General features: G+C 38.1%; 17 protein-coding genes and 2 pseudogenes. 8 read left to right on the plus strand and 11 right to left on the minus strand.

What is annotated here, in order from left to right; all coding sequences use genetic code 11:
- The first annotated feature begins 700 nt into the window (after positions 1-700).
- Both QV280_RS04330 and QV280_RS04335 read left to right on the plus strand, forming a co-directional pair.
- Positions 701-4,255 carry a UvrD-helicase domain-containing protein gene (locus QV280_RS04330; protein ID WP_152821833.1) on the plus strand — a complete coding sequence of 1,185 codons (3,555 nt, stop codon included), beginning with the start codon at positions 701-703 and terminating at the stop codon, positions 4,253-4,255.
- A 91-nt stretch (positions 4,256-4,346) separates the two neighbouring features.
- Positions 4,347-4,688: a hypothetical protein gene (locus QV280_RS04335; RefSeq protein ID WP_152821835.1), complete on the plus strand. Its 342-nt coding sequence runs from the start codon at positions 4,347-4,349 to the stop codon at positions 4,686-4,688.
- Positions 4,689-4,844: 156 nt separating this feature from the next.
- Here the strand turns inward: QV280_RS04335 and QV280_RS04340 are convergent, their stop codons facing one another.
- The gene (locus QV280_RS04340; RefSeq protein ID WP_152821837.1) at positions 4,845-5,708 is read right to left on the minus strand and encodes a hypothetical protein; all 864 of its coding nucleotides are present in this window, start codon (positions 5,706-5,708) and stop codon (positions 4,845-4,847) included.
- Positions 5,709-5,758: 50 nt separating this feature from the next.
- A pseudogene (locus QV280_RS04345) lies at positions 5,759-5,944 on the minus strand (IS3 family transposase); the annotation flags it as partial.
- 75 nt (positions 5,945-6,019) lie between these two features.
- Here QV280_RS04345 and QV280_RS04350 point away from each other — a divergent pair.
- A protein-coding gene (locus QV280_RS04350) for an IS3 family transposase (RefSeq protein WP_373604483.1) occupies positions 6,020-7,131 on the plus strand; the annotation gives its coding sequence in 2 pieces (ribosomal slippage) (positions 6,020-6,272 and positions 6,272-7,131; 1,113 coding nt in all).
- Positions 7,132-7,148: 17 nt separating this feature from the next.
- On the opposite strand, the pseudogene QV280_RS04355 reads toward QV280_RS04350, so the two are convergent.
- A pseudogene (locus tag QV280_RS04355) lies at positions 7,149-8,135 on the minus strand (IS3 family transposase); the annotation flags it as partial.
- A 542-nt stretch (positions 8,136-8,677) separates the two neighbouring features.
- Positions 8,678-9,247 carry a hypothetical protein gene (locus QV280_RS04360; protein ID WP_152821839.1) on the minus strand — a complete coding sequence of 190 codons (570 nt, stop codon included), beginning with the start codon at positions 9,245-9,247 and terminating at the stop codon, positions 8,678-8,680.
- Between the two features lie 195 nt (positions 9,248-9,442).
- Here QV280_RS04360 and QV280_RS04365 point away from each other — a divergent pair, with 195 nt between their 5' ends.
- Positions 9,443-10,519 carry a hypothetical protein gene (locus QV280_RS04365; protein WP_152821841.1) on the plus strand — a complete coding sequence of 359 codons (1,077 nt, stop codon included), beginning with the start codon at positions 9,443-9,445 and terminating at the stop codon, positions 10,517-10,519.
- Positions 10,520-10,658: 139 nt separating this feature from the next.
- On the opposite strand, the gene QV280_RS04370 is transcribed toward QV280_RS04365, so the two are convergent.
- A complete protein-coding gene (locus tag QV280_RS04370) occupies positions 10,659-11,195 on the minus strand; it encodes a hypothetical protein (protein ID WP_152821843.1) in 537 nt (178 codons plus the stop codon).
- A gap of 23 nt (positions 11,196-11,218) precedes the next feature.
- Here QV280_RS04370 and QV280_RS04375 point away from each other — a divergent pair, with 23 nt between their 5' ends.
- The 3 genes from QV280_RS04375 to QV280_RS04385 all read left to right on the plus strand — a co-directional run bounded on the left by QV280_RS04375 (position 11,219) and on the right by QV280_RS04385 (position 12,970).
- A complete protein-coding gene (locus QV280_RS04375) occupies positions 11,219-11,461 on the plus strand; it encodes a hypothetical protein (RefSeq protein ID WP_152821845.1) in 243 nt (80 codons plus the stop codon).
- Positions 11,462-11,492: 31 nt separating this feature from the next.
- On the plus strand, positions 11,493-12,395 hold the full coding sequence (locus QV280_RS04380; protein ID WP_152821847.1) for a hypothetical protein: 903 nt from the start codon (positions 11,493-11,495) through the stop codon (positions 12,393-12,395).
- A gap of 215 nt (positions 12,396-12,610) precedes the next feature.
- Complete coding sequence (locus tag QV280_RS04385; protein ID WP_152821849.1) at positions 12,611-12,970, plus strand: hypothetical protein; 360 nt, start codon at positions 12,611-12,613, stop codon at positions 12,968-12,970.
- 300 nt (positions 12,971-13,270) lie between these two features.
- Here the strand turns inward: QV280_RS04385 and QV280_RS04390 are convergent, their stop codons facing one another.
- Both QV280_RS04390 and QV280_RS04395 read right to left on the minus strand, forming a co-directional pair.
- Positions 13,271-14,098 carry an HNH endonuclease gene (locus QV280_RS04390; protein WP_253912592.1) on the minus strand — a complete coding sequence of 276 codons (828 nt, stop codon included), beginning with the start codon at positions 14,096-14,098 and terminating at the stop codon, positions 13,271-13,273.
- A gap of 207 nt (positions 14,099-14,305) precedes the next feature.
- Positions 14,306-15,058 (minus strand): hypothetical protein, encoded by a 753-nt coding sequence (locus QV280_RS04395; protein WP_152821851.1) that lies wholly within the window; start codon positions 15,056-15,058, stop codon positions 14,306-14,308.
- Between the two features lie 120 nt (positions 15,059-15,178).
- On the opposite strand from QV280_RS04395, the gene QV280_RS04400 reads away from it, so the two are divergent.
- A complete protein-coding gene (locus tag QV280_RS04400) occupies positions 15,179-16,324 on the plus strand; it encodes a hypothetical protein (RefSeq protein WP_152821854.1) in 1,146 nt (381 codons plus the stop codon).
- A gap of 184 nt (positions 16,325-16,508) precedes the next feature.
- Here the strand turns inward: QV280_RS04400 and QV280_RS04405 are convergent, their stop codons facing one another.
- From QV280_RS04405 to QV280_RS04420, 4 genes are all read right to left on the minus strand, one after another.
- On the minus strand, positions 16,509-16,793 hold the full coding sequence (locus QV280_RS04405; RefSeq protein WP_152821856.1) for a hypothetical protein: 285 nt from the start codon (positions 16,791-16,793) through the stop codon (positions 16,509-16,511).
- Positions 16,790-17,116 carry a hypothetical protein gene (locus QV280_RS04410; protein ID WP_152821858.1) on the minus strand — a complete coding sequence of 109 codons (327 nt, stop codon included), beginning with the start codon at positions 17,114-17,116 and terminating at the stop codon, positions 16,790-16,792. Before QV280_RS04410 ends, QV280_RS04405 begins: the two co-directional genes overlap by 4 nt.
- A 2-nt stretch (positions 17,117-17,118) precedes the next feature.
- A complete protein-coding gene (locus tag QV280_RS04415) occupies positions 17,119-17,460 on the minus strand; it encodes a hypothetical protein (RefSeq protein ID WP_152821860.1) in 342 nt (113 codons plus the stop codon).
- Positions 17,461-17,697: 237 nt separating this feature from the next.
- On the minus strand, positions 17,698-18,150 hold the full coding sequence (locus QV280_RS04420) for a hypothetical protein (RefSeq protein ID WP_152821862.1): 453 nt from the start codon (positions 18,148-18,150) through the stop codon (positions 17,698-17,700).
- Between the last annotated feature and the right edge of the window lie 126 nt (positions 18,151-18,276).

Raw genomic sequence — 18,276 nt, forward strand, 5'->3', positions numbered from 1 at the left:
CCAAATAGATACGGATAGTTAAACTGCTGCGATAACATCGATATTTAAAAACATTAGGGGGTGGAACACATATGATTCTGGAATTTAAATTCATTACTTTAATTTATTTATAAATATCTAAACCAACTAACATTAGACTAAGTTTTTAATATTTATACCATTATGAGTGCTATGTGACATATTGTGTATTAGCTGTGTCACATTTGAGAAAAGAAATAGAAGTGAGCATGATTTTTGTTTAGGATGTCATTTCTATGACTAGGTAGTCCCCAATAAAAAGCTATTGTTTATGTATAATCTTTTATTGTGAAACTAGTATCATTGTTGGGTTTAAATAGTTCCTTTTAGTAGCATATGCATAAAGAAGAATATTAAACAAATGTTGGATTTGATACTAGAATAGTAGGCGATCCGAGTATTTCTTGGTTATGTAAAAATTGGTATGATTATAATTACCCGAATAAGCAACTGAATTAATCATATGTTAAATGTTATGTCATCAACAGAATACAGCACTATTGCTGATTTGAAAGAAGCCTTCAGAGAGTTATTAGATACCCCTTTTTTTTCCGGCCCTCTATTAGAAAAAGCTGCAAAAAAGGAGTTTTTAATAAATCATAAGACTATTCACCCGATGCTAGTTTTCCTTTGTGAAGAGCAATATTTCTTCGTATACCCTTAGGATTAATCGAGAATAAACATGAATTCAAATTTTTCTCAATTGATAAATATTGCGCCAGGGCTTTATGAGTCAATTAGTGCGGCAGAACGCCTGTACGTTGAAGAGCACTATCATTTTGTTCCTACTGCAATTAGAACATATTGTGAAGGGATTATGTTTACTGTTCTCGATATTGACCAGAACGTACGACCTCTTCCATCACTTAAGGAAATGATTGAGAAATTCTCGTGTCAATTTAATAAACCTCATATTACTTCCGCTGCCGACCGAATTCGAAAGTTAGGAAACAAAGCTAGTCATTACAAGCCTCATCAATGGCCTCGGAATGATCTTAATAAGGCATTTCAAGATGCGAAGCATCTATACAACTTTCTTATTATCGATTTTCATGGCATTGATATTGAACCAGAGGTATTCCGTTTAGAGGATATAGATAATCCTTTAGTGATACGTAACCTTGAGCAGAAACAAAGGCTAAGAGAACTTGTAGCTCAGATTGAGATGAACGGAAAGTTGGTAGCAAAGCTTGAACAATCTGAAAAAACCAACAGAGAGCTCAGCCAAAAAGTGTCGTTGTATGCATCCGACTACAAAAGTCGTCAACAAGAGCTTCAGAAGTTGCTGGCAAAAGAGTCAGGACTAAAGATTGAATTAAGAACTGCTGTTGCAACCGAGCAGACTGCGATTCGAAGTGAAGTAGAAGATCTTCAATCTCAAAAACAAAAACTACACCACGAGGTTGAGTTCTATGAACGAAAGCTTTTGGAGCTAAGAGATGAAGAAAAGACGCTTCTTTTACAAAATCAGAACTTTGAATATGCATTACTGGAAGGTATGTCAAATTCTGAAGCAGAAGTTGAACGACGTGCACTTCCACCGCTCAGTGATCAACAAGAACAACTGGTCACAATTGATTCAGGAAAACACTTTTTAGAAGCTCCGCCTGGAGCAGGAAAGACCACGATACTTACGCATCGTTTGAAATATGCATTAGATAAGTTCTCAGATGATAGAGATATTGTTTGTTTAACCTTTACTACTCGTGCGGCCGAAGAGATGCAGAACAGAGCAAAGCGAGTATTAAAAGGGCGACAACCTTTTATCGGAAACTTTCATATTTTTTGCTTGGATGCCATCAGACAAAGCCAAAGATTAAGCCATAAAGAGAAAGACTTTGGAATTTTGGATGACGATTACCGAGAAGTGCTACTTAACTTAGCGAAAGAGTCTCGAATCGATTTATCAAAAGAAATCAATCCTCGATTTGAAGCGGTGGCTCTCCAAGGTGTTGATTTTATGAGGGTTTCTTCGTCAAAAAACTTTAATAGAGCATTTTTCAGTTCCTATATGCTTATGTTGGCTTTGGAAGAAATTGAGGATGTCGAGGTTCTTGATGTTTTTTCTAATTTACTCAAGCAAAACATTGCACAACTTCTTTCTGAAGCAACCTATGCATTTGATAAAGAAAGGCAGGATGTGGACGAATTGGTCGAGTATCTCTGGACGGTTTTTTTACGTTTTCGAGAGCTTAAAAAGCAAACTGGTACATATGACTTTGATGATATTCTGTGCATAGGGTTACGAGAGATCATCGCAAATGGTGAAAAGAAGAAATATATCCAAATTGATGAAGTTCAGGATTTATCTCCAATGCAATGGGAGATCATAAATGCTATTAGTGATGATACGAGCCATATATTCTGTGTTGGTGATAGTTATCAATCGATTTATGGGTTCCTAGGCGCAGATTTAAATAAGCTTCAAGAACGAACTGCAACATATGCTAGGCATGAATTAACGAACAATTTTCGTTCAGATAAAAATATAGTGAACCTGCTTAGTGCTTATAGACAATTCAACTGGAATCTTCCTGAGTTGAGAGGAACCAGTGAAGTTGACAATAAGCAATCAACATTGTTGTTGGGTTATCCTGATAATCATGCTGAAAATCATAACGTAATACAGATGATCGAGAAGATATTGAAGGACTCGAATCGACGAGTTGGACTTTTATGCTCGACTAACAAATTAGCTGAATTTTACTGTGATTTTCTGAATTCACGTAAAGTTAACTTTTTTAGAGTAAGTAAACATGACTTAATGCAGAGGGATGAAATTCAGGATTGGATGAGTTGCCTTAGGGCCTACCAAGGAAACGCAACGAATAGAGATTGGTGGCGATTAACTTATCGCTTTTCAAAAAGCCTTGATAAGAATATTAATAAGTCACGCTGCATTCAGTTCATTAATGACTTAAAAGCACAAGGTATTTCAGTATACGATATTTTGCAAAGTGGCAATCTCGGCAACCGCATAGCTCGTGACGATGGTGGAGACGTGCTTTTTAACTATAACTTGAAGGAACTTGTTGCCAAGTACGATAACGAAGGAGTAGTTATTTATGACACTGAGACAACGGGTTTAGATTTAGAGTCGGATAAAATTGTTCAGATCGCAGCTATAAAAGTTGTGAATGGAGTCATAGTGGATGAATTTGATCGTTATATCCACTTAGATTTTGAGGCTGATCCTGCGTTAAAAGCACAGTTTGAAGAAAGCCAGAAAATCCATGAAATAGAAATTAGTCAGGTTAAAAATGGACAACAGCTGAATCATGCTTTGATGGAATTCTTCTCATTTGTTGGAGAATGCGCAGTGGTCGCTCATAATCTTACGTTTGATGAGACTATGCTCAAAATGAACATCAATAGCATAGAGAATAACTATAAAGCTCTGGATGCTTACCATAAGTTTAAGCAAAATGTACAGATGGATAGTTTGCAGTTGGCTAGACAGCACTTCCCAAATCAAAAGAATTACAAGCTTGAGAACCTTCTAAAAGACTTTGAATTAAAAGGGGTGAACAGTCACAATGCATTGGATGACGTAAAAGCTACCGCATCGTTGCTATCGTATTTAATTCACACTATTAAACCAAAATTATCTCACATAGACTCTTTTCTTGATAGAGAAACTATATTGGTTCGTTCATTAAGGTTAAATTGGAACAATATTGAGCGTTTTATGAGTGTTCAAACAATTAGTGGCAGATCATCACTTTCTTCCATGTTGGAAGAATGGTTAGCTTTCATAGCGGATAAAAAAGAATTGTATAACAATGCTAGCTTAGTAGATAAAGAAGCAAGAGAGAAGCTGATACCTTGGTTGGATAAGAATGGAGAGTATGAAGGATTATTGAGCAATCTTGTTGATGATACGAACCCATCGGTAGCAAAATTACTTACATTAAAAGAAGTTGATCTCATTGACGAAAAGAAACACCGTCTTATTGTCAGTACAATTCATCGAGCAAAAGGGTTAGAGTTTGAGACTGTGATTGTTCCACAAGTGATCGGAGATTCATTTCCACCTTGGATGCCACGCACAGCTTCAGAACAGGAAAGAGAAAGGCACGCGAAAGAGAGTCAACGTTTACTCTACGTTGCTTTAAGTCGACCAAGGAGTAAGTTAATAGTCACTTATCACGAGCGCAAACAGCCGGAGGGATGGCCTAAATATATGAGTCCTTATATTGAAGGTATACGCGATAGCTTCGGTTTTTTTAGGGCCTAGAAGAGTTGTTATAGTGGCTGAGTTATTATGTTAAAGGTTTTTGTAGTATTCAATGTGATGCAATAATACTATTTCCGATTTAGGAGTTGCTATGAAGTACTTTTGTACTCTTTTTCTACTTGTTTCTTTTTTCTCCCACAGTTCAACATTTGTTGGCTCTGAACTTTTTCAAGGAAAATGGAGTGAAAAAAATATTGTGTATAGTGATTTAAGTGCCGACTTTGATAGTTGCACTGTGATGAATAGAAACTTATTGGTTTGGGGGACATGTACAAAAATATCAGATAATCTAATTTTAGTTACTACAAAGATGTCCGTACAAGCATTTACAAGAGACCACAGTGGAAAAATTATTACGATGTTATTAAGAGATAACTCCGATATGAAAGTGAATAATACGTGGGCTACTGCGGTAGTTGGTGTTGAGAGGTAAAGAAAAATGTAGTTTGAAAAGTGGGTTACACAGAATCTGTTACAGCCTCTGGAAAGCAGAAACCTTGAGGTTTTTTAATTCCTTTAGCAAAAGCTTCAAGTGCTTTTTTATCCATGCAGTCATTACGGCGTTAAGTGTAGACTGCTATACAAAAAACTATTGGTGTAAACCTTTACCCCCTCCCTTAGTTTGGGAATATGCATGGGCAGTATCATTTCCATATTTTTTCCAGCGATTACCTTTAGATAGTACTGAGGGACCAGAGGGGCCACAAAGTTTTGCTTTACGTTTAAATTTTCTGTGCATTTCATCATTAGAGCGACGTCTTGCCTCTTTGAGGCTTTTGTGGTCATCGTACTTTTTAGCTAGGGATTTAATGACAAAGACCCCATTGAAATATTCATCTATGAAGGCGGAAGATTTGAAGGTTCTAATCTCACCATTTATATCCACATCAAGATAAACTAAATCTTTGGCTTCACGTACGTTTACCACTGAACCACAGCCAAAAGTTTTATGTGAAACAATAATATTGTGCTCGCTATCATATACCTCAAGAAAATCTTTACCGAGTACATTTAGTGCTAACATACAATCTACTTTATCTAAAGTCTTGCAATTAACAATGTCTTCTGAAGTATTGCTAAAAAACACATTATTTTCATTAGTTAAGTTTACGTTACCTTGAATAGATCTTAACGAGTTGTGCATTGAATCTGGATTTTTAATCGAATTAGTTATACCGTGTTTTTTTCTTAAAAATTGAGAACGCTCTATATTCTTTGCTATCAGTTGGTTTTGTCTTACTAAAAACTCAGATTTTGGTTCCAATTTTATATCTGATATTGAATTTGTAGGTTGAATGGGCGTCTCTGGTTTAGAATGAGGCCAAACTTCTTTATTAACCCAAAATCTACTTAGCTTTACCTGTAAACTTAGCCACAATTGGGTAATAATATTTCTTCTTTGTATCCACATACCAAGTAAAATGCCAATAGATAAAGTAATAATGTAAAACATAAATGTAAGCATCCCTTTTTTGAACTGCTCCAGATTGACTGGACACTTAGCTAAGCGATATTTTTCTTTTCAAAGTTAATTGGGCTTAGGTTCTCAAGAACACAGTGCCTTCTTGTTCGATTATAATCAACTTCAATGTATTCAAAGAGTGCTTGACGCATCTCTTTTTGCGTCATTTTCGGCTCGTATTGGACGGCTTCTACTTTCATTGAGTGGAAAAAGCTTTCAACACAGGCTGTAACCATCCCCTAAAATAGGTGTATTCCGATTTAGAGTTCTTCCGTTTAAACTAAATAAAACGGAGAATGATCATGAAAAAATCACGCTATACAGAATCACAGATTGTTAAAATCTTGAAGGAAGTTGAAGCAGGCCGAAAGGTCTCTGATGCCTGTCGTGAATATGGTATATCAGATGCAACGTACTATAACTGGCGAGCTAAATATGGCGGTATGGATAGTTCGGACATCAAACGACTGAAAGAGCTTGAAGAAGAAAACCGACGATTAAAACAAATGTACGCTGATTTAAGCTTGGATCACTCCATTCTTAAAGACGTTATCGAAAAAAAGCTGTAAAGCCATCGGTTCGCCGTGAGTTGGTTGATTATGTGAAATGCAAACATAACATCAGCCAACGTCGAGCGTGCCGTGTTGTTGGCATCAGTGACTCAGTTTATCGATATCAACCAGATCTTCATCGAGATGATGAGGTCATTGATGCACTTAAAAAAGCGGTTGAACGTTATCCAGCATACGGCTTTAGCAAACTATTTAAGACTCTAAAACGATGGGGTTACAAATGGAATCATAAACGAGTTCATCGCATCTATCGTTCACTCAATCTGAATATGCGACGACGTAAAAAGAAACGCCTTCCAACCCGTAACCCTATGCCGCTATGTGTACCAGAGAAAGTAAATATATGCTGGTCCATGGATTTTATGAGTGATTCATTACAGTGCGGAAGACGTTTTCGTACGTTCAATCTTTTAGACGATTTTAATCGCGAAATATTAGCAGTAGAGATCGACTTAAGTTTACCCACAGTACGTGTTCTTCGAGTACTTGAGCAAGTTGTCGCATGGCGTGGCTATCCACAAAAGATACGAATGGATAATGGCCCTGAATTTATCTCGTTAAAACTGGCTGAATGGGCGGAAGAAAATCAGGTTGAGCTGGAATTTATTAAACCAGGAAAGCCTACACAGAACTCATATATTGAACGTTTTAACAGAACCTATCGCGATGCCATTTTGAATATGTACATGTTTAAAACACTGCGTGAGGTTCGTGAACTCACAAAAAGTTGGATAAATGAATACAACAGTGAGCGGCCACATGACTCGCTTGGAGATCTTACTCCATGGGAATATTTGGCTAAATCACAGCAGGGAGAAGACTCTAATTTCGAGTGCCACTAAAAAAGGGATGTTTACAAGGCGTTATCCCAGCAACTCCCCTTCCTACTCATATTTTGTTTTAGATTATGGGCTGAGATTAAGTCTCTGTAGTCTTTTGAACAATATTGACTACCTCTATCACTATGGATAATCACCCCTTCGGGCATGCATCTACGGAACAATGCCATTGATACTGCATCACAGACCAGAGTCGCGGTCATTCTGGTGCTCATTGACCAACCAACTACTTGCCGTGAGTACAAGTCGATAACAACCGCTAAATACATCCAACCTTCGCTTGTCGCTAGATAGGTAATATCTCCAGCCCATTTTTGGTTTGGTGCTGTCGCATTAAAGTCTTGCTCAAGCAAGTTCGAGGTAAGAGGAAGCCTATGCTTACTGTCTGTCGTACATTTGAACTTACGGGCGGCCTTCGCGATTAAGCTCTGGCGTTTCATGCTCGCGGCAATGGTTTTTACATCGTGCTTATTACCATTTGCCTCAAGTTCTTTTTGAATACGCCTTGCACCGTCGCGTTCTTTTTTATCATCAAAGACTTCTCTAACTTTGCTATCAACTTTGCTATCAAGCTGCTTTCGGTGCGTTGAGTGACTTTATGGCGATTATCAATCCAATAATAAAACCCACTTCGAGAAACCCCAAACACCTTGGCCATACGGACTTAGCCATACGGACAATTCTATACTGCACAAGGTGTTCGAGCATATACTCATAACAATCTACTTTAGATTTTTCGCGAAGTAGGTGGCGGCCTTTTTTACGATATCTAGCTCTTCAGCTTGCTCAGCCAGTAATCGTTTGAGTTTGGCATTTTCAGTGGCGAGTTCTCTTTCTCTATCGCTGATTTTCGCGTCTTTTTTGACGGCTTTACGCCATCCATAGATTTGAGATTCATGTAACGATAGTTGTCGTGCGGCAGCAGCGACACCGACTTTATCTGCTAACTTAAGCGCTTCGGCTTTGAATTCAGGAGCATGTTTGATTCGTGTTTTTTTAGTTGTCATTGTTCACCTCGTTAGTGATTGTACTCACTTAACTCAGTGTCCAAAACTTCTGGAGCAGATCATTCATTAGTTTCCTCTAAACATCGTCATTTATTTTCACATAAGCTATTAGATTAAATGTCTCCGTATGGATACACTGTCCCATGAATTTTTAACCGAATCAATAATCATGATTTCTTTATCTTTAACAAAATTACAGGCAGACTTGCTAGCAAGTAGATTGGAAAAATCCGGATACACTTCATCGGAAAGGAAAATGTACGTCCGTTATTCTACATCCATTCGAGGGGACTCAGTATTCATACATCACAGTCTAGATGTCATTCGATGCAGAGTTAATACAGCTGCGAGTGGAGTGATAGAGTCAATGTTTGGAAAGCCCAATGGTAAAACCCCAGAGAGTCAGGATGACGGTAGGATGTTGAGTTGGTTTTTTAATGGGTATATGGGTAAGTCGACGACAACTCTTTAATACTTATAGGGTGAGTTTGTTTGTATCGCCCCACAGTCTAGACTGATGCTACTGTTTGGGATTAATCGCCTTAAATTGAGAGTAGAGCAGGGAGACCCCAAAGGATTTCATCGCAAAAATTTTCAACGATAATTTTGTTTTCAGAGTCTCTCTTTGATGACAGAAACATGCCTTGGTCAGGAATTGTTGAAATTGGAGGTAGTTGCTTATATAAGACTTTCATTACAGCTGATTCTATTCGCTCATGAACTCTGCTTTCGTCCCCTAAGTTGACGATAAAAATTCTAAAGCTAGCGAGTTGATGTTGAATCAGAGGGGTTAAGTCTGATCGGCGATTTTCATACTCATCTCTGTGAGTACGGGCATATTCCCACCCATGCCAATGTTCATTTCGAATTCCATTTTGGACGGAGGGGATGTCTAGCACGTTGTACTCTCCATTTAAATAAGCGCGAGAGTGTTCTTTAAAGCGTGCTTTGAACAAACGCCTAGTTATTCCAGCGGCATAAATCAGATAGCCATCATGGTATTCAAAAGCCTGTAGATAAACGCCTTTTTGTTTGGGAAGTCGTGGAAGATCATTGATATTTTCGTAATCGGGCCAACTATATGGGCCTGTCCAATTAAGAGTTCTAAGCATAAACACCTCTCACCCAACACTTAGCTCCGACCAAGTGAGAAGTCATGGTTAGTTGCGGGTCTGAATCAATTAGTACCTGATGTATCAAATATAGCTACCTTTGGGACAAAAGCGACTTAGCAATCTTGACACTTAATTGACGGCAATTAAGCAAATATCGTAAAATTCCTTTTTGTAGCTATTTCTCGTGGATTTATGAAGTTTTTAGCACTGATATTGTTAATCTTGTTGTTTTTTGGTTGGGTGGCGCAATTCGTCATAATGCCTCTTTTAGGGTATAAGAGAAAAGTAGTACGAACACCTCGCTATACGACAGTTAGATCACATAACAGAGTTGGCACTAGAGGCGTCAGAAGTCACAATAGACGGCTTGCTGATGATGTAAGTTATGAGTGGGTTAAAGAGGCATCTAACAAAGAGCAAGTCCGTGAACCTTTAACTACTAAGCATTCGATAAGTTTAATTGGCAATCATAGGAAGAGTTCTCAGAACGCAAAGCAAGCACATCAAAAATCATATCAAAGCAGAGAGTTAAATTCGGCAATCGATTATTTTGGACTTTCCAAGTCGGATGGGCATCGTTTAATCTTGTTTTCTATTGATGGGAAATTGCGAATATTTGATCGTAGCGTGCGTTCACATCAGGTGGAATCGGTTTTACTATTTGGCAACCAATGGCATGAGAAATTAATATTTAAGTTATCTGATATTACACCGAGTAACACTGTTATTCGCTCCACAGATACTTGCAATAGAAGCTTGGCTAGATACATAAAAGAAACCTCTTGTGTCTTAATCGAGCCTACACAAACAACTGAAGTTGAAAAGTCAGATAAGACGTTGCTTTTTACATTCTCTATAGGAAATATTGATACTAGAGATAAACTATCGAATATTCACAGACCTTCTGTTTTGCGTAAACTGACAGTTGGAACTGTTCTTAATAGGCTTTCACAAAGAAGCGACGGCCTTGGGTTAATGTACAATCATAAAAGTATTGGGGTTGTACCTGTATGCCTAGAGGTATTTTTATTTAAACACTTAGGTCAACTACGTTTAGAAATTGACAACATTAGTAGTGCTGGAGAAGAGTTTTTTTGTGATATAGGTGTCTATGGTTGTGAAACTAGATTTAAAAACAATGTCTTTTCTAAACATATTGAATTTGCTTCTTATTCTTCTGGAAGTAGCATGAGAATAAATGATTATTCCAATATGCCGGTTGAAGGTGATTTGGGCTACATAAATACTAAGTTTTGGAACGGGAATTAAATGGTCACGAATTTTTCATGTCTGTTTGGGACAAAAGCAAGGTACGTGTCAGACAGTTAGTCTCGTCTGTTTCGTAGAGTTCGTCGTGCATCGTAACAGATTCTAGCCACCATTAATGATTGCTATTTAAAATAGATAATCAATTAATTTTATAGAATACTCTTTGAGTATGGTATTGATCGTATTTAGGGTAAACATCCTTACATTGTTTTTCTACGTAGTCGTACTTAGCAGCAAAACCCGACAAAGTCAATCTAGATGATGCTTTGTTATCCATTGATACTAAAATGGTATTACCTGTTTTCATTTCATTTACAAGTAAATCAGCAATGTCTTTCATTCTCTGCCCTTCATTTCCGTAGTTGGGACCATAAAAACCGCTATCAAGATGCCAGTAATTACCTCTAACCCCTTGTTTATCATCAATCTTCCAAGCAATAGGCTTAGGATTACCGCCATTAACTAACTTAGACTTAAAAACAACTCTAGGCGTATAATATGATCCACGAGGCCCCCAACCACATGCAAGAGCGATAGCATACTGATTATCTTCTACAAGAGTAACTTCCTGTTTTTGCCCTGTAAATTCATCCTCTAAATGAATAGTATTCCAAGTATTTGCAAGTGCAAACGGACTTGACAGTATCAATGAGGGGAATAGTATCATACTGGACATTTTAAACATCTTAGGGAAGCTCTATGGGTTATATTTGGACTAATTTTGGGATGATATCAGATGTAGCTCAAGGTGAAAAGTTTATCATTGTAACGAATAGTCAGCATCAATTTAGAAAAATGGCTATTTACACTTACAAAGAAAATGCGGTAGAAGTTCACAGAAAAGCGAAGCTTTTAATTGGTAAACAAGTAAAACTACGGACTAGTCAAAATACCGACAAATGGCCACCTGAAATATGGTTCAGTGATATCGAAGAAGTTTAGAGACAAAAAAACCGTCAATTCCGGTGTAGAAATGAATGAACTTGAGCTATACAAAAAGCATTTAACACTTTTGCTTGCATATCAAACATCAATTTTTTCTAATGTGAGCTTTTTTAAGAGTGATGCTTTCGAACCTGACTTATTACACCCTGATATATTAGATTTGATTTGCGCTTCTAACGTTGGATGTAGTAATGGTCAAACCGTAATGTACGATAAGACCAAGGCTATCCAGCAACAGCTGACGTTCAAACTTGAGTATCAAGTGAGTACATTTAAACAATTCCTTTCGGCTGTTGAATCCAAAGTTAACTTAGATCTTTCGCAACTTGATTTGGAACTGACTATCTCTGACCTAATAGTGTTGATTTATAGGTACTATTTTATGGGCGATTACAAAACTAGGGTACTACCTTATGTTGTGGCTCGAGTGTCCTATGACACAGTTATTCACTCGAATATATCATCGCTCATTAAGTACTTTCACAATCCGGATGAAATTCCCAAGAAATATAGGGCGTATATTGCTGCTAGTTTTAAACCAACAGTTTCAGGTAGTTATAGGTGGGTATACAATAAGAAAAAGTCTATCGAAATCCAAGAAATCTATGGTGTGGAGCGCAGGTGTACGGAATTCGAATCATTTCTGGCTACACTATTTCCAGATCTGCAATCTTCCAAAATCAAAGCTGCAATGTCATATGCTCATGTTAGTGGCAAATATAAACAAGAGAAAGTACCGCTAATCGAAACAAGTACCCCTGAAGTTGAAAGGTTTAAGGTTATCGGCTTGGGAGTTGAGCCTACCTTCAAACCACAAAAGATATCACGATACGATGTAATCATTGATGATGTTACCTCGAGTGAAAAAAGCATCGCTGAAAATCATGTTTTGTATACAGCAGGTTGGAGTTTAAAGCGTGACAATGAATAGACCACAGTAAGGCAAAAGGTTGATACACACAGACATAAACTACAAAGGGACAAGAGCGCCTTAGTGCTACAGCTAACGCGTGGCATTTTTGGTTCAAATAAGTTTGGTGTTTACGGTGGCTTTGCTTGAGTGACGTGGTAATGGGGTTGCGTCAAACCATTTGAATTGATCTGATATTAAAGTACACTATTTGTTTTTGTTGAGTATTAAGTGTTATGTCGAATTATATAGATCTTGAAGTTTTAGATGCTACTTATGTTTACTTGAATTTTACTTCACATAACGGTGAATCTGGGACATATGAACAGATTTCTCAACTTGATATTTCAGTACCAGTGTTCTCAATTGATAATGAAGTTGTTAATAAGATATCGCTAAAATTCTTTCGTTCAGGAACAGAAAGAAGAGAAAATAATTTTGTTGTTGGCAATACTTTGTACCATCAATTGAGTTCACAACAAATAGATCATTGGCTGAATGCAATAAAGCTTAAAGAAGTACGGCTTTTAGTACCGAAAGTTCTAAAAGATAGATGGACTAGCGACTCTATTGGTATATATGGAGATCCCCGCTAGCACCTAACAATCAATTGAAGTCAGATAGCTAATCTTTGGCACTTTTGGTTCTGGTTGGCAGCGGTGTTTACGGTGGCAGGGCTTGAGTTTAGTGGTGTTAGCTGCCGCTTAATTGGGCGTTACTTTTCCATACCTCAGCTAATCCGTTACATCCTAATTTAGTAATATAACTGACTCACTTTTGTCCAAATCCTTCCTACGAAACCGGGTTTTCTGATTCGGATAGGGACAAGAGCGAATTGCTCTTAGTTCCTTGAGTTGATCGAATTAGAGATTAGAGATTAGAGATAGGTTACAGCTCTAGTATTTGGAACCAAAATGAAGTTCTCTATGGCAATTTGGGCAAAGTGCTAGCGCATTTTCAACGCTATCGATTCCACCATCTGCAAGCCTGATTATATGATGCACTTCAAGGTACGGTGTTTCGTCCTTGCGCCTTTTAAATGGAGCGTCTTTTTTACAGTGCTCACATATACCATTTGCTCTTAGTAGAACTTCGACAATAACATCAGGATTCCTTCGATATGCTGTTGAAACCGTTTGGATTTTCTCAGGATTATTAGGAGCTGACTTTAACCTTCTGCGACGATTTTCAGAAGTGTCTTTCATCGACTCCGAGATTTCTTTGTCTAAATCATACTGCACTTTATCGGCGGAGTGCATACCACCTAAATCATTTTCACGATTGGAGTACATTGGAAGGTCGTGCAGGTTGTTAGCAAGGGTGCGAATGGTGTTAGCAAGTGGTATCACATTTTGTTTTTTAGCTTGAAAGTTCGCCGTTGTGTTGTCGCTTATAATAAGTTTTTGAAAAGTAGAGTCTGATATTGGAGCAATTGATAGACGATTTAAAAAGCTAATAAAATTAACACGTTTACCATTGATAAAGTCATTATCGGTCAGGTCAATCCCTCGATAACAGTAGATTTCGCTGTAGTGAATCGCATTCAAACATTGCATTATAGGAAGATAGTGTCTGTGCTCATGCCTACGAACATTTTCGCTTGAGTTCTCCATAATAAACCTAAATTCTTCTCGCGAAACGGGACCTGAACGGAATAGGTCTATGAAAGGTTCGTTTACAGCGCCTCCTTTATAATGACTCCACCTTAAAACGTCTGAACGCATTTTAATTTCCCACAAATATGCTCATCAAGATGAAAGATAGATTACTACCTGATTTTATGTGTCGCAACAATACTCAGGACAAAAGCAATATAGTGTTAGGAATCTTACTGCCTTGCCTACTGCAAAGGAGACTCTGCAACTGTCATTTCGATTTGGAGTGAAAGCTAGTAGCAAAAACTATTAAGGTGACCGCATTGTAGCGTCAGATTACTTATCGTTGTAAAACTTCCAGCCGTCTTTTTTCAGAACTTCGACCCATTTGTCACAGCCAACCAGTTTATCGATTGAGTCAGAGGTTTCATTAATCATTTCAAAGAGGTATCCCTTATTACCGTTGTGAACAAGGTATCTTTTACTTCTCCCCAACTTATCTGTGACGTTACCAATGAAGTGACTTCTGTCGTCAGAAGAAATAGAAAATGTTTTAAATTCATCTGACGCTACCAGCAATGCCTTGTATGCAAATGCTGGAAGCTTTGTGCTGTATTTTTCGTTGTTGAAATCGAAAACAAGCATCGCATCCCGGTATTCGGCGAATTCTTTTAAACCATCTATGTCGGACAAAGATTTAGGGTATGTTCGCATCGGATTCTTAACACTGTCCCAAACAGCCGTAACTTTTGTGATAGTGTTTATTTTGAAAAGAAGTTTATATACATCCAGTTGACAGCGTGAAACACGGATACTGATGATTTCCGGTGCATAAACAGGTAGATAGTTTTTATACTGAGCATAGGAGACGGGATAGGATTTAACTCTACAGTAGTTCCCCAAAGCTTTTCCATTTTGTTCGAGTACACAGGCAACTACATTGTCTTTTTCAAATTCGGTAGGCCATGAATATAAGCTTTTTGCTTTTTCTCCAGATGAGAACGAATAGGTTTTCACACAACGTACCTTACTTAGCAATGAAAGTGCTTGTGCACCACTTTGTATAGTTTTTAGTATGTTATCAGTCATTATACCTTCCTTATTATCCTGTTTTTGTTAATAGAAAATGCTAAGCAAGGTTTTGTTTCTCTTGCTCAGAAGGTATTCTCTCTCAGTACAGACATGTAAAAAGGGACATTTCACTGAAATATGTTTACCGCACTTTCTGACAAAGGGATTCTATTTAACTGTCTTTCCGGGTTCTTTCGGGTATCAACTAAAGATATAAAGTCAGATTCCGACGCATTCGTCAAACTAATGAGAATGCTGAAAAAAGATCCCTACATTACTCATGATCAGCAGATGTTCAGGGACTATCGTAACGGAGATTCAGAGAAACTCATTCGGGAGCTGAAGGAAGAATGTCGCCTAACGGGATTTGACCTCGATAGTTATTTAAATGAAGTTGAGGGCTATGAACCTAAGCACTACGGTGCGTGGTCTTCGATGAAGGTGGCGATCGCATCATTCAGAAAGGTCCATCATGAATACGGCAGGTTTGAGCTTGATGAGTTTTTTAGTTTCCTTCTGGCTCATTGCGAAATTGAGTATTTGTGTCTCAAAGGTACCGATGAAAAAAATGACTATGAGGTAATTCAAACATTTGTAAGAGACTGGCTATATATAGATAGGCTACAACTCCCAGAGTTGCCAACTGAACAGGCTACGGAATATGTAATTAAGCTTGTGATGTACTGGGCTGCCCTGTTTGACTTAATGATGGAGCTATCGCATCAACCATCTCCTACATTGAGTAATTATCTGCCAGAGCTAACTCAAAAACAGGGTAAAACTGTCGTTGTTCCTTCTGTAGCTGTGTTTCTTGAACGTTTTAAAAATAACTGGGCCAAGGATAAGTACCAAAAGGATCGTATAACGTGGACACAGTTATACAGAGATATTCTGGCTGCTCAGCGTACAGATGAAAGTTACTGTTGTTATCAACAGGAGACTTTCTTAAACGAGAAGGAACTCAAACTTTGGATGGTTGATCCTGATACCAACGCCATAAAAGCAAGATTTAAGCGCCGTAAGGAAGGGGGATTATTATCAGCAGGTGATTTTAAAAGTGATATCGCTATCTTGTATGTACCATTTTCAGAAGCTGATTGTCTTGTAGATGAAATCAGCCTTGTAAGGTTTATAAACATCTTTACCTATGTACAGCGTGAACTATGTCACTCAGGGAGAGACGCAGAGGAAATTGTGCGCTACTTCAGTGAGTATCCGGTATACCGCAACTTGGTAAAGGATCGTTTCGAACGATTCAGGAAGTCTGGAGAGCTAACCTGCTGACACTCTGCTTTTCAGCTCAATCAGGGACAAAAAGCGAGATATTATTATTGACGCTTATTTGATAGCCATTAAGCCGGTGTTGTAGCCTGCTAGTTTTATAGCAATTTTAACGCTGACCTATGAAGTTTTTAGCTCTGATATTATCAGCCTAAATCTAAAGGGGGGCGTGCACACCGTAGTCAGGTTAAGTTAGTTGAACTGTTCGTGTTAGCTCGAGCCTTTCGTCGTAGACATAAGCGGTTCGCGTTGGAATATCTTTCCCAATCTCACTATTTTTGACCACGCAATATTTGATCTTTCGTTCCATGCATTTTCTCGGCGAGAGCTTGATTTGCTGCCATGCTTGTTGGTTACCAAAGCTCTCAAGTCGGCGATAGATTTTTCCATCTAAAAGTGCCAACTCGCCAGTTAATAAGTGGGTGTAGCGAGTTTTCATACCTTGCTTCCAATTATCTAAATGTCTGCTCATTCTTCACCTAAATTGCATAATTGATATCTAGTTTCTTTGCCAAAAATCTTAAATCCTAAATGTATGGGAATCTCGGGGTTAAATTTGACAACTTTAGATACAGCAAAACCCTTCTGAATCAATTTTTTCTGCTTCTGAACCAATTGATAGACTCCTTTGGCTTTTTTTACTTGCACTCTTTCTTCTTTGTCTAGTTCGTAAAAATAGAAGAAGAAAACTATTTTAGTGTGCCTCGTTACAGTCTTTCTTGGTTTATTGGTGGTTTTGCTTGTTTTTTTATCACGACTAGTTAACCCGCTGTATGCTTCCCAACCCTGTAGCATGATTACCTCTCCTTTTCACTAAGTGCCAGAAAGAAAGCATCAGCTAAGGCTGAGTTGCCACCTTTCTGTTGCTTATCTTTAGCTAGTTGTTTAGCTCTTTGGGATGGCGCAAAAAACTTGTATTTCTCTTTTTCAGAGCGAATAACGAGTTGAATTAGTTCATTAGAGTTCAACAAAAGTGTAGTTTTCTTGTGCCATGGAATCTCAGCGGCTTCAGTTTGGATTGAAAGCTCAACTTCTTTCGCACTAGTGATTTGTTCGAGTGCATCTGAGTGAGAAGGGTTGTTTGTATCAAAGATATACATAATGGTGTGTTTGAGATAAGTACCAAAAAGTAATGCCAAGTTTCCATCTTCGTTTGGTACTTGGAGTCGCACTTTGCTGAGATTAAATTCGTTATAGCTATAGGGCATTCGGTCAACTAAATGACTGTGATGGTGATGATGAGAGTGAGTAGTTAGTGTTCCTCTAATCTCGGTCTCAGCTACCCCAGTATGTATTGCAACAGTGCAACCTCTATCCTCTTTTTTAACTAATAGAAGAGCTTGTTTGATAGAGCTTTTGTTTATTTTTAGCTTGCGTTAAGTGGAGTAACCTAGTTGAAACTTTGCAGCATCTCTACTAGCAATACATGAAGCATCAACCGCCAATGACTTCGGTAGGCCTACGCCAGCAGTTTTTTCACTAACCTTTGTGATTTGAATTGGCACCCAGTCTCGATTGGCCCAGTCACTTTTTTGTTCTTTTGAACTAGTGGGATCAGTAGGTGATTTTCGTAATTTAGGTGGCGCTGACAAGTGAATAGGGTTATCAGTGCAGGGATGCTTTGGCCATGGTGGTCCCAGAACATCAAAGTAGACTTTTGCACCGTTGCTGTGTTCGTAGTAAAACATCATTGCACCACACACTGGGCACTGGGCATTGGGCATTTGGAACAGTATACGACTGAGCTGTTGAATAATATTCTTTACCGATTTGAGATAGTGAAAATTTCGGTAGTGGTGCGCTTTTTTGTCTTGGTACAGAACCTGCAAAATCACCTACAGATAAAGGCACAACTCTTCCATTAATCGTTCTAAAAATCGTTATAGACATCGGTATAGTTCATTGTCATTAGTCGTGTGATAAACATACTAGATAATGCCATCGACTTCTTACCA

It is taken from the genome of Vibrio sp. B1Z05, from assembly GCF_052955985.1.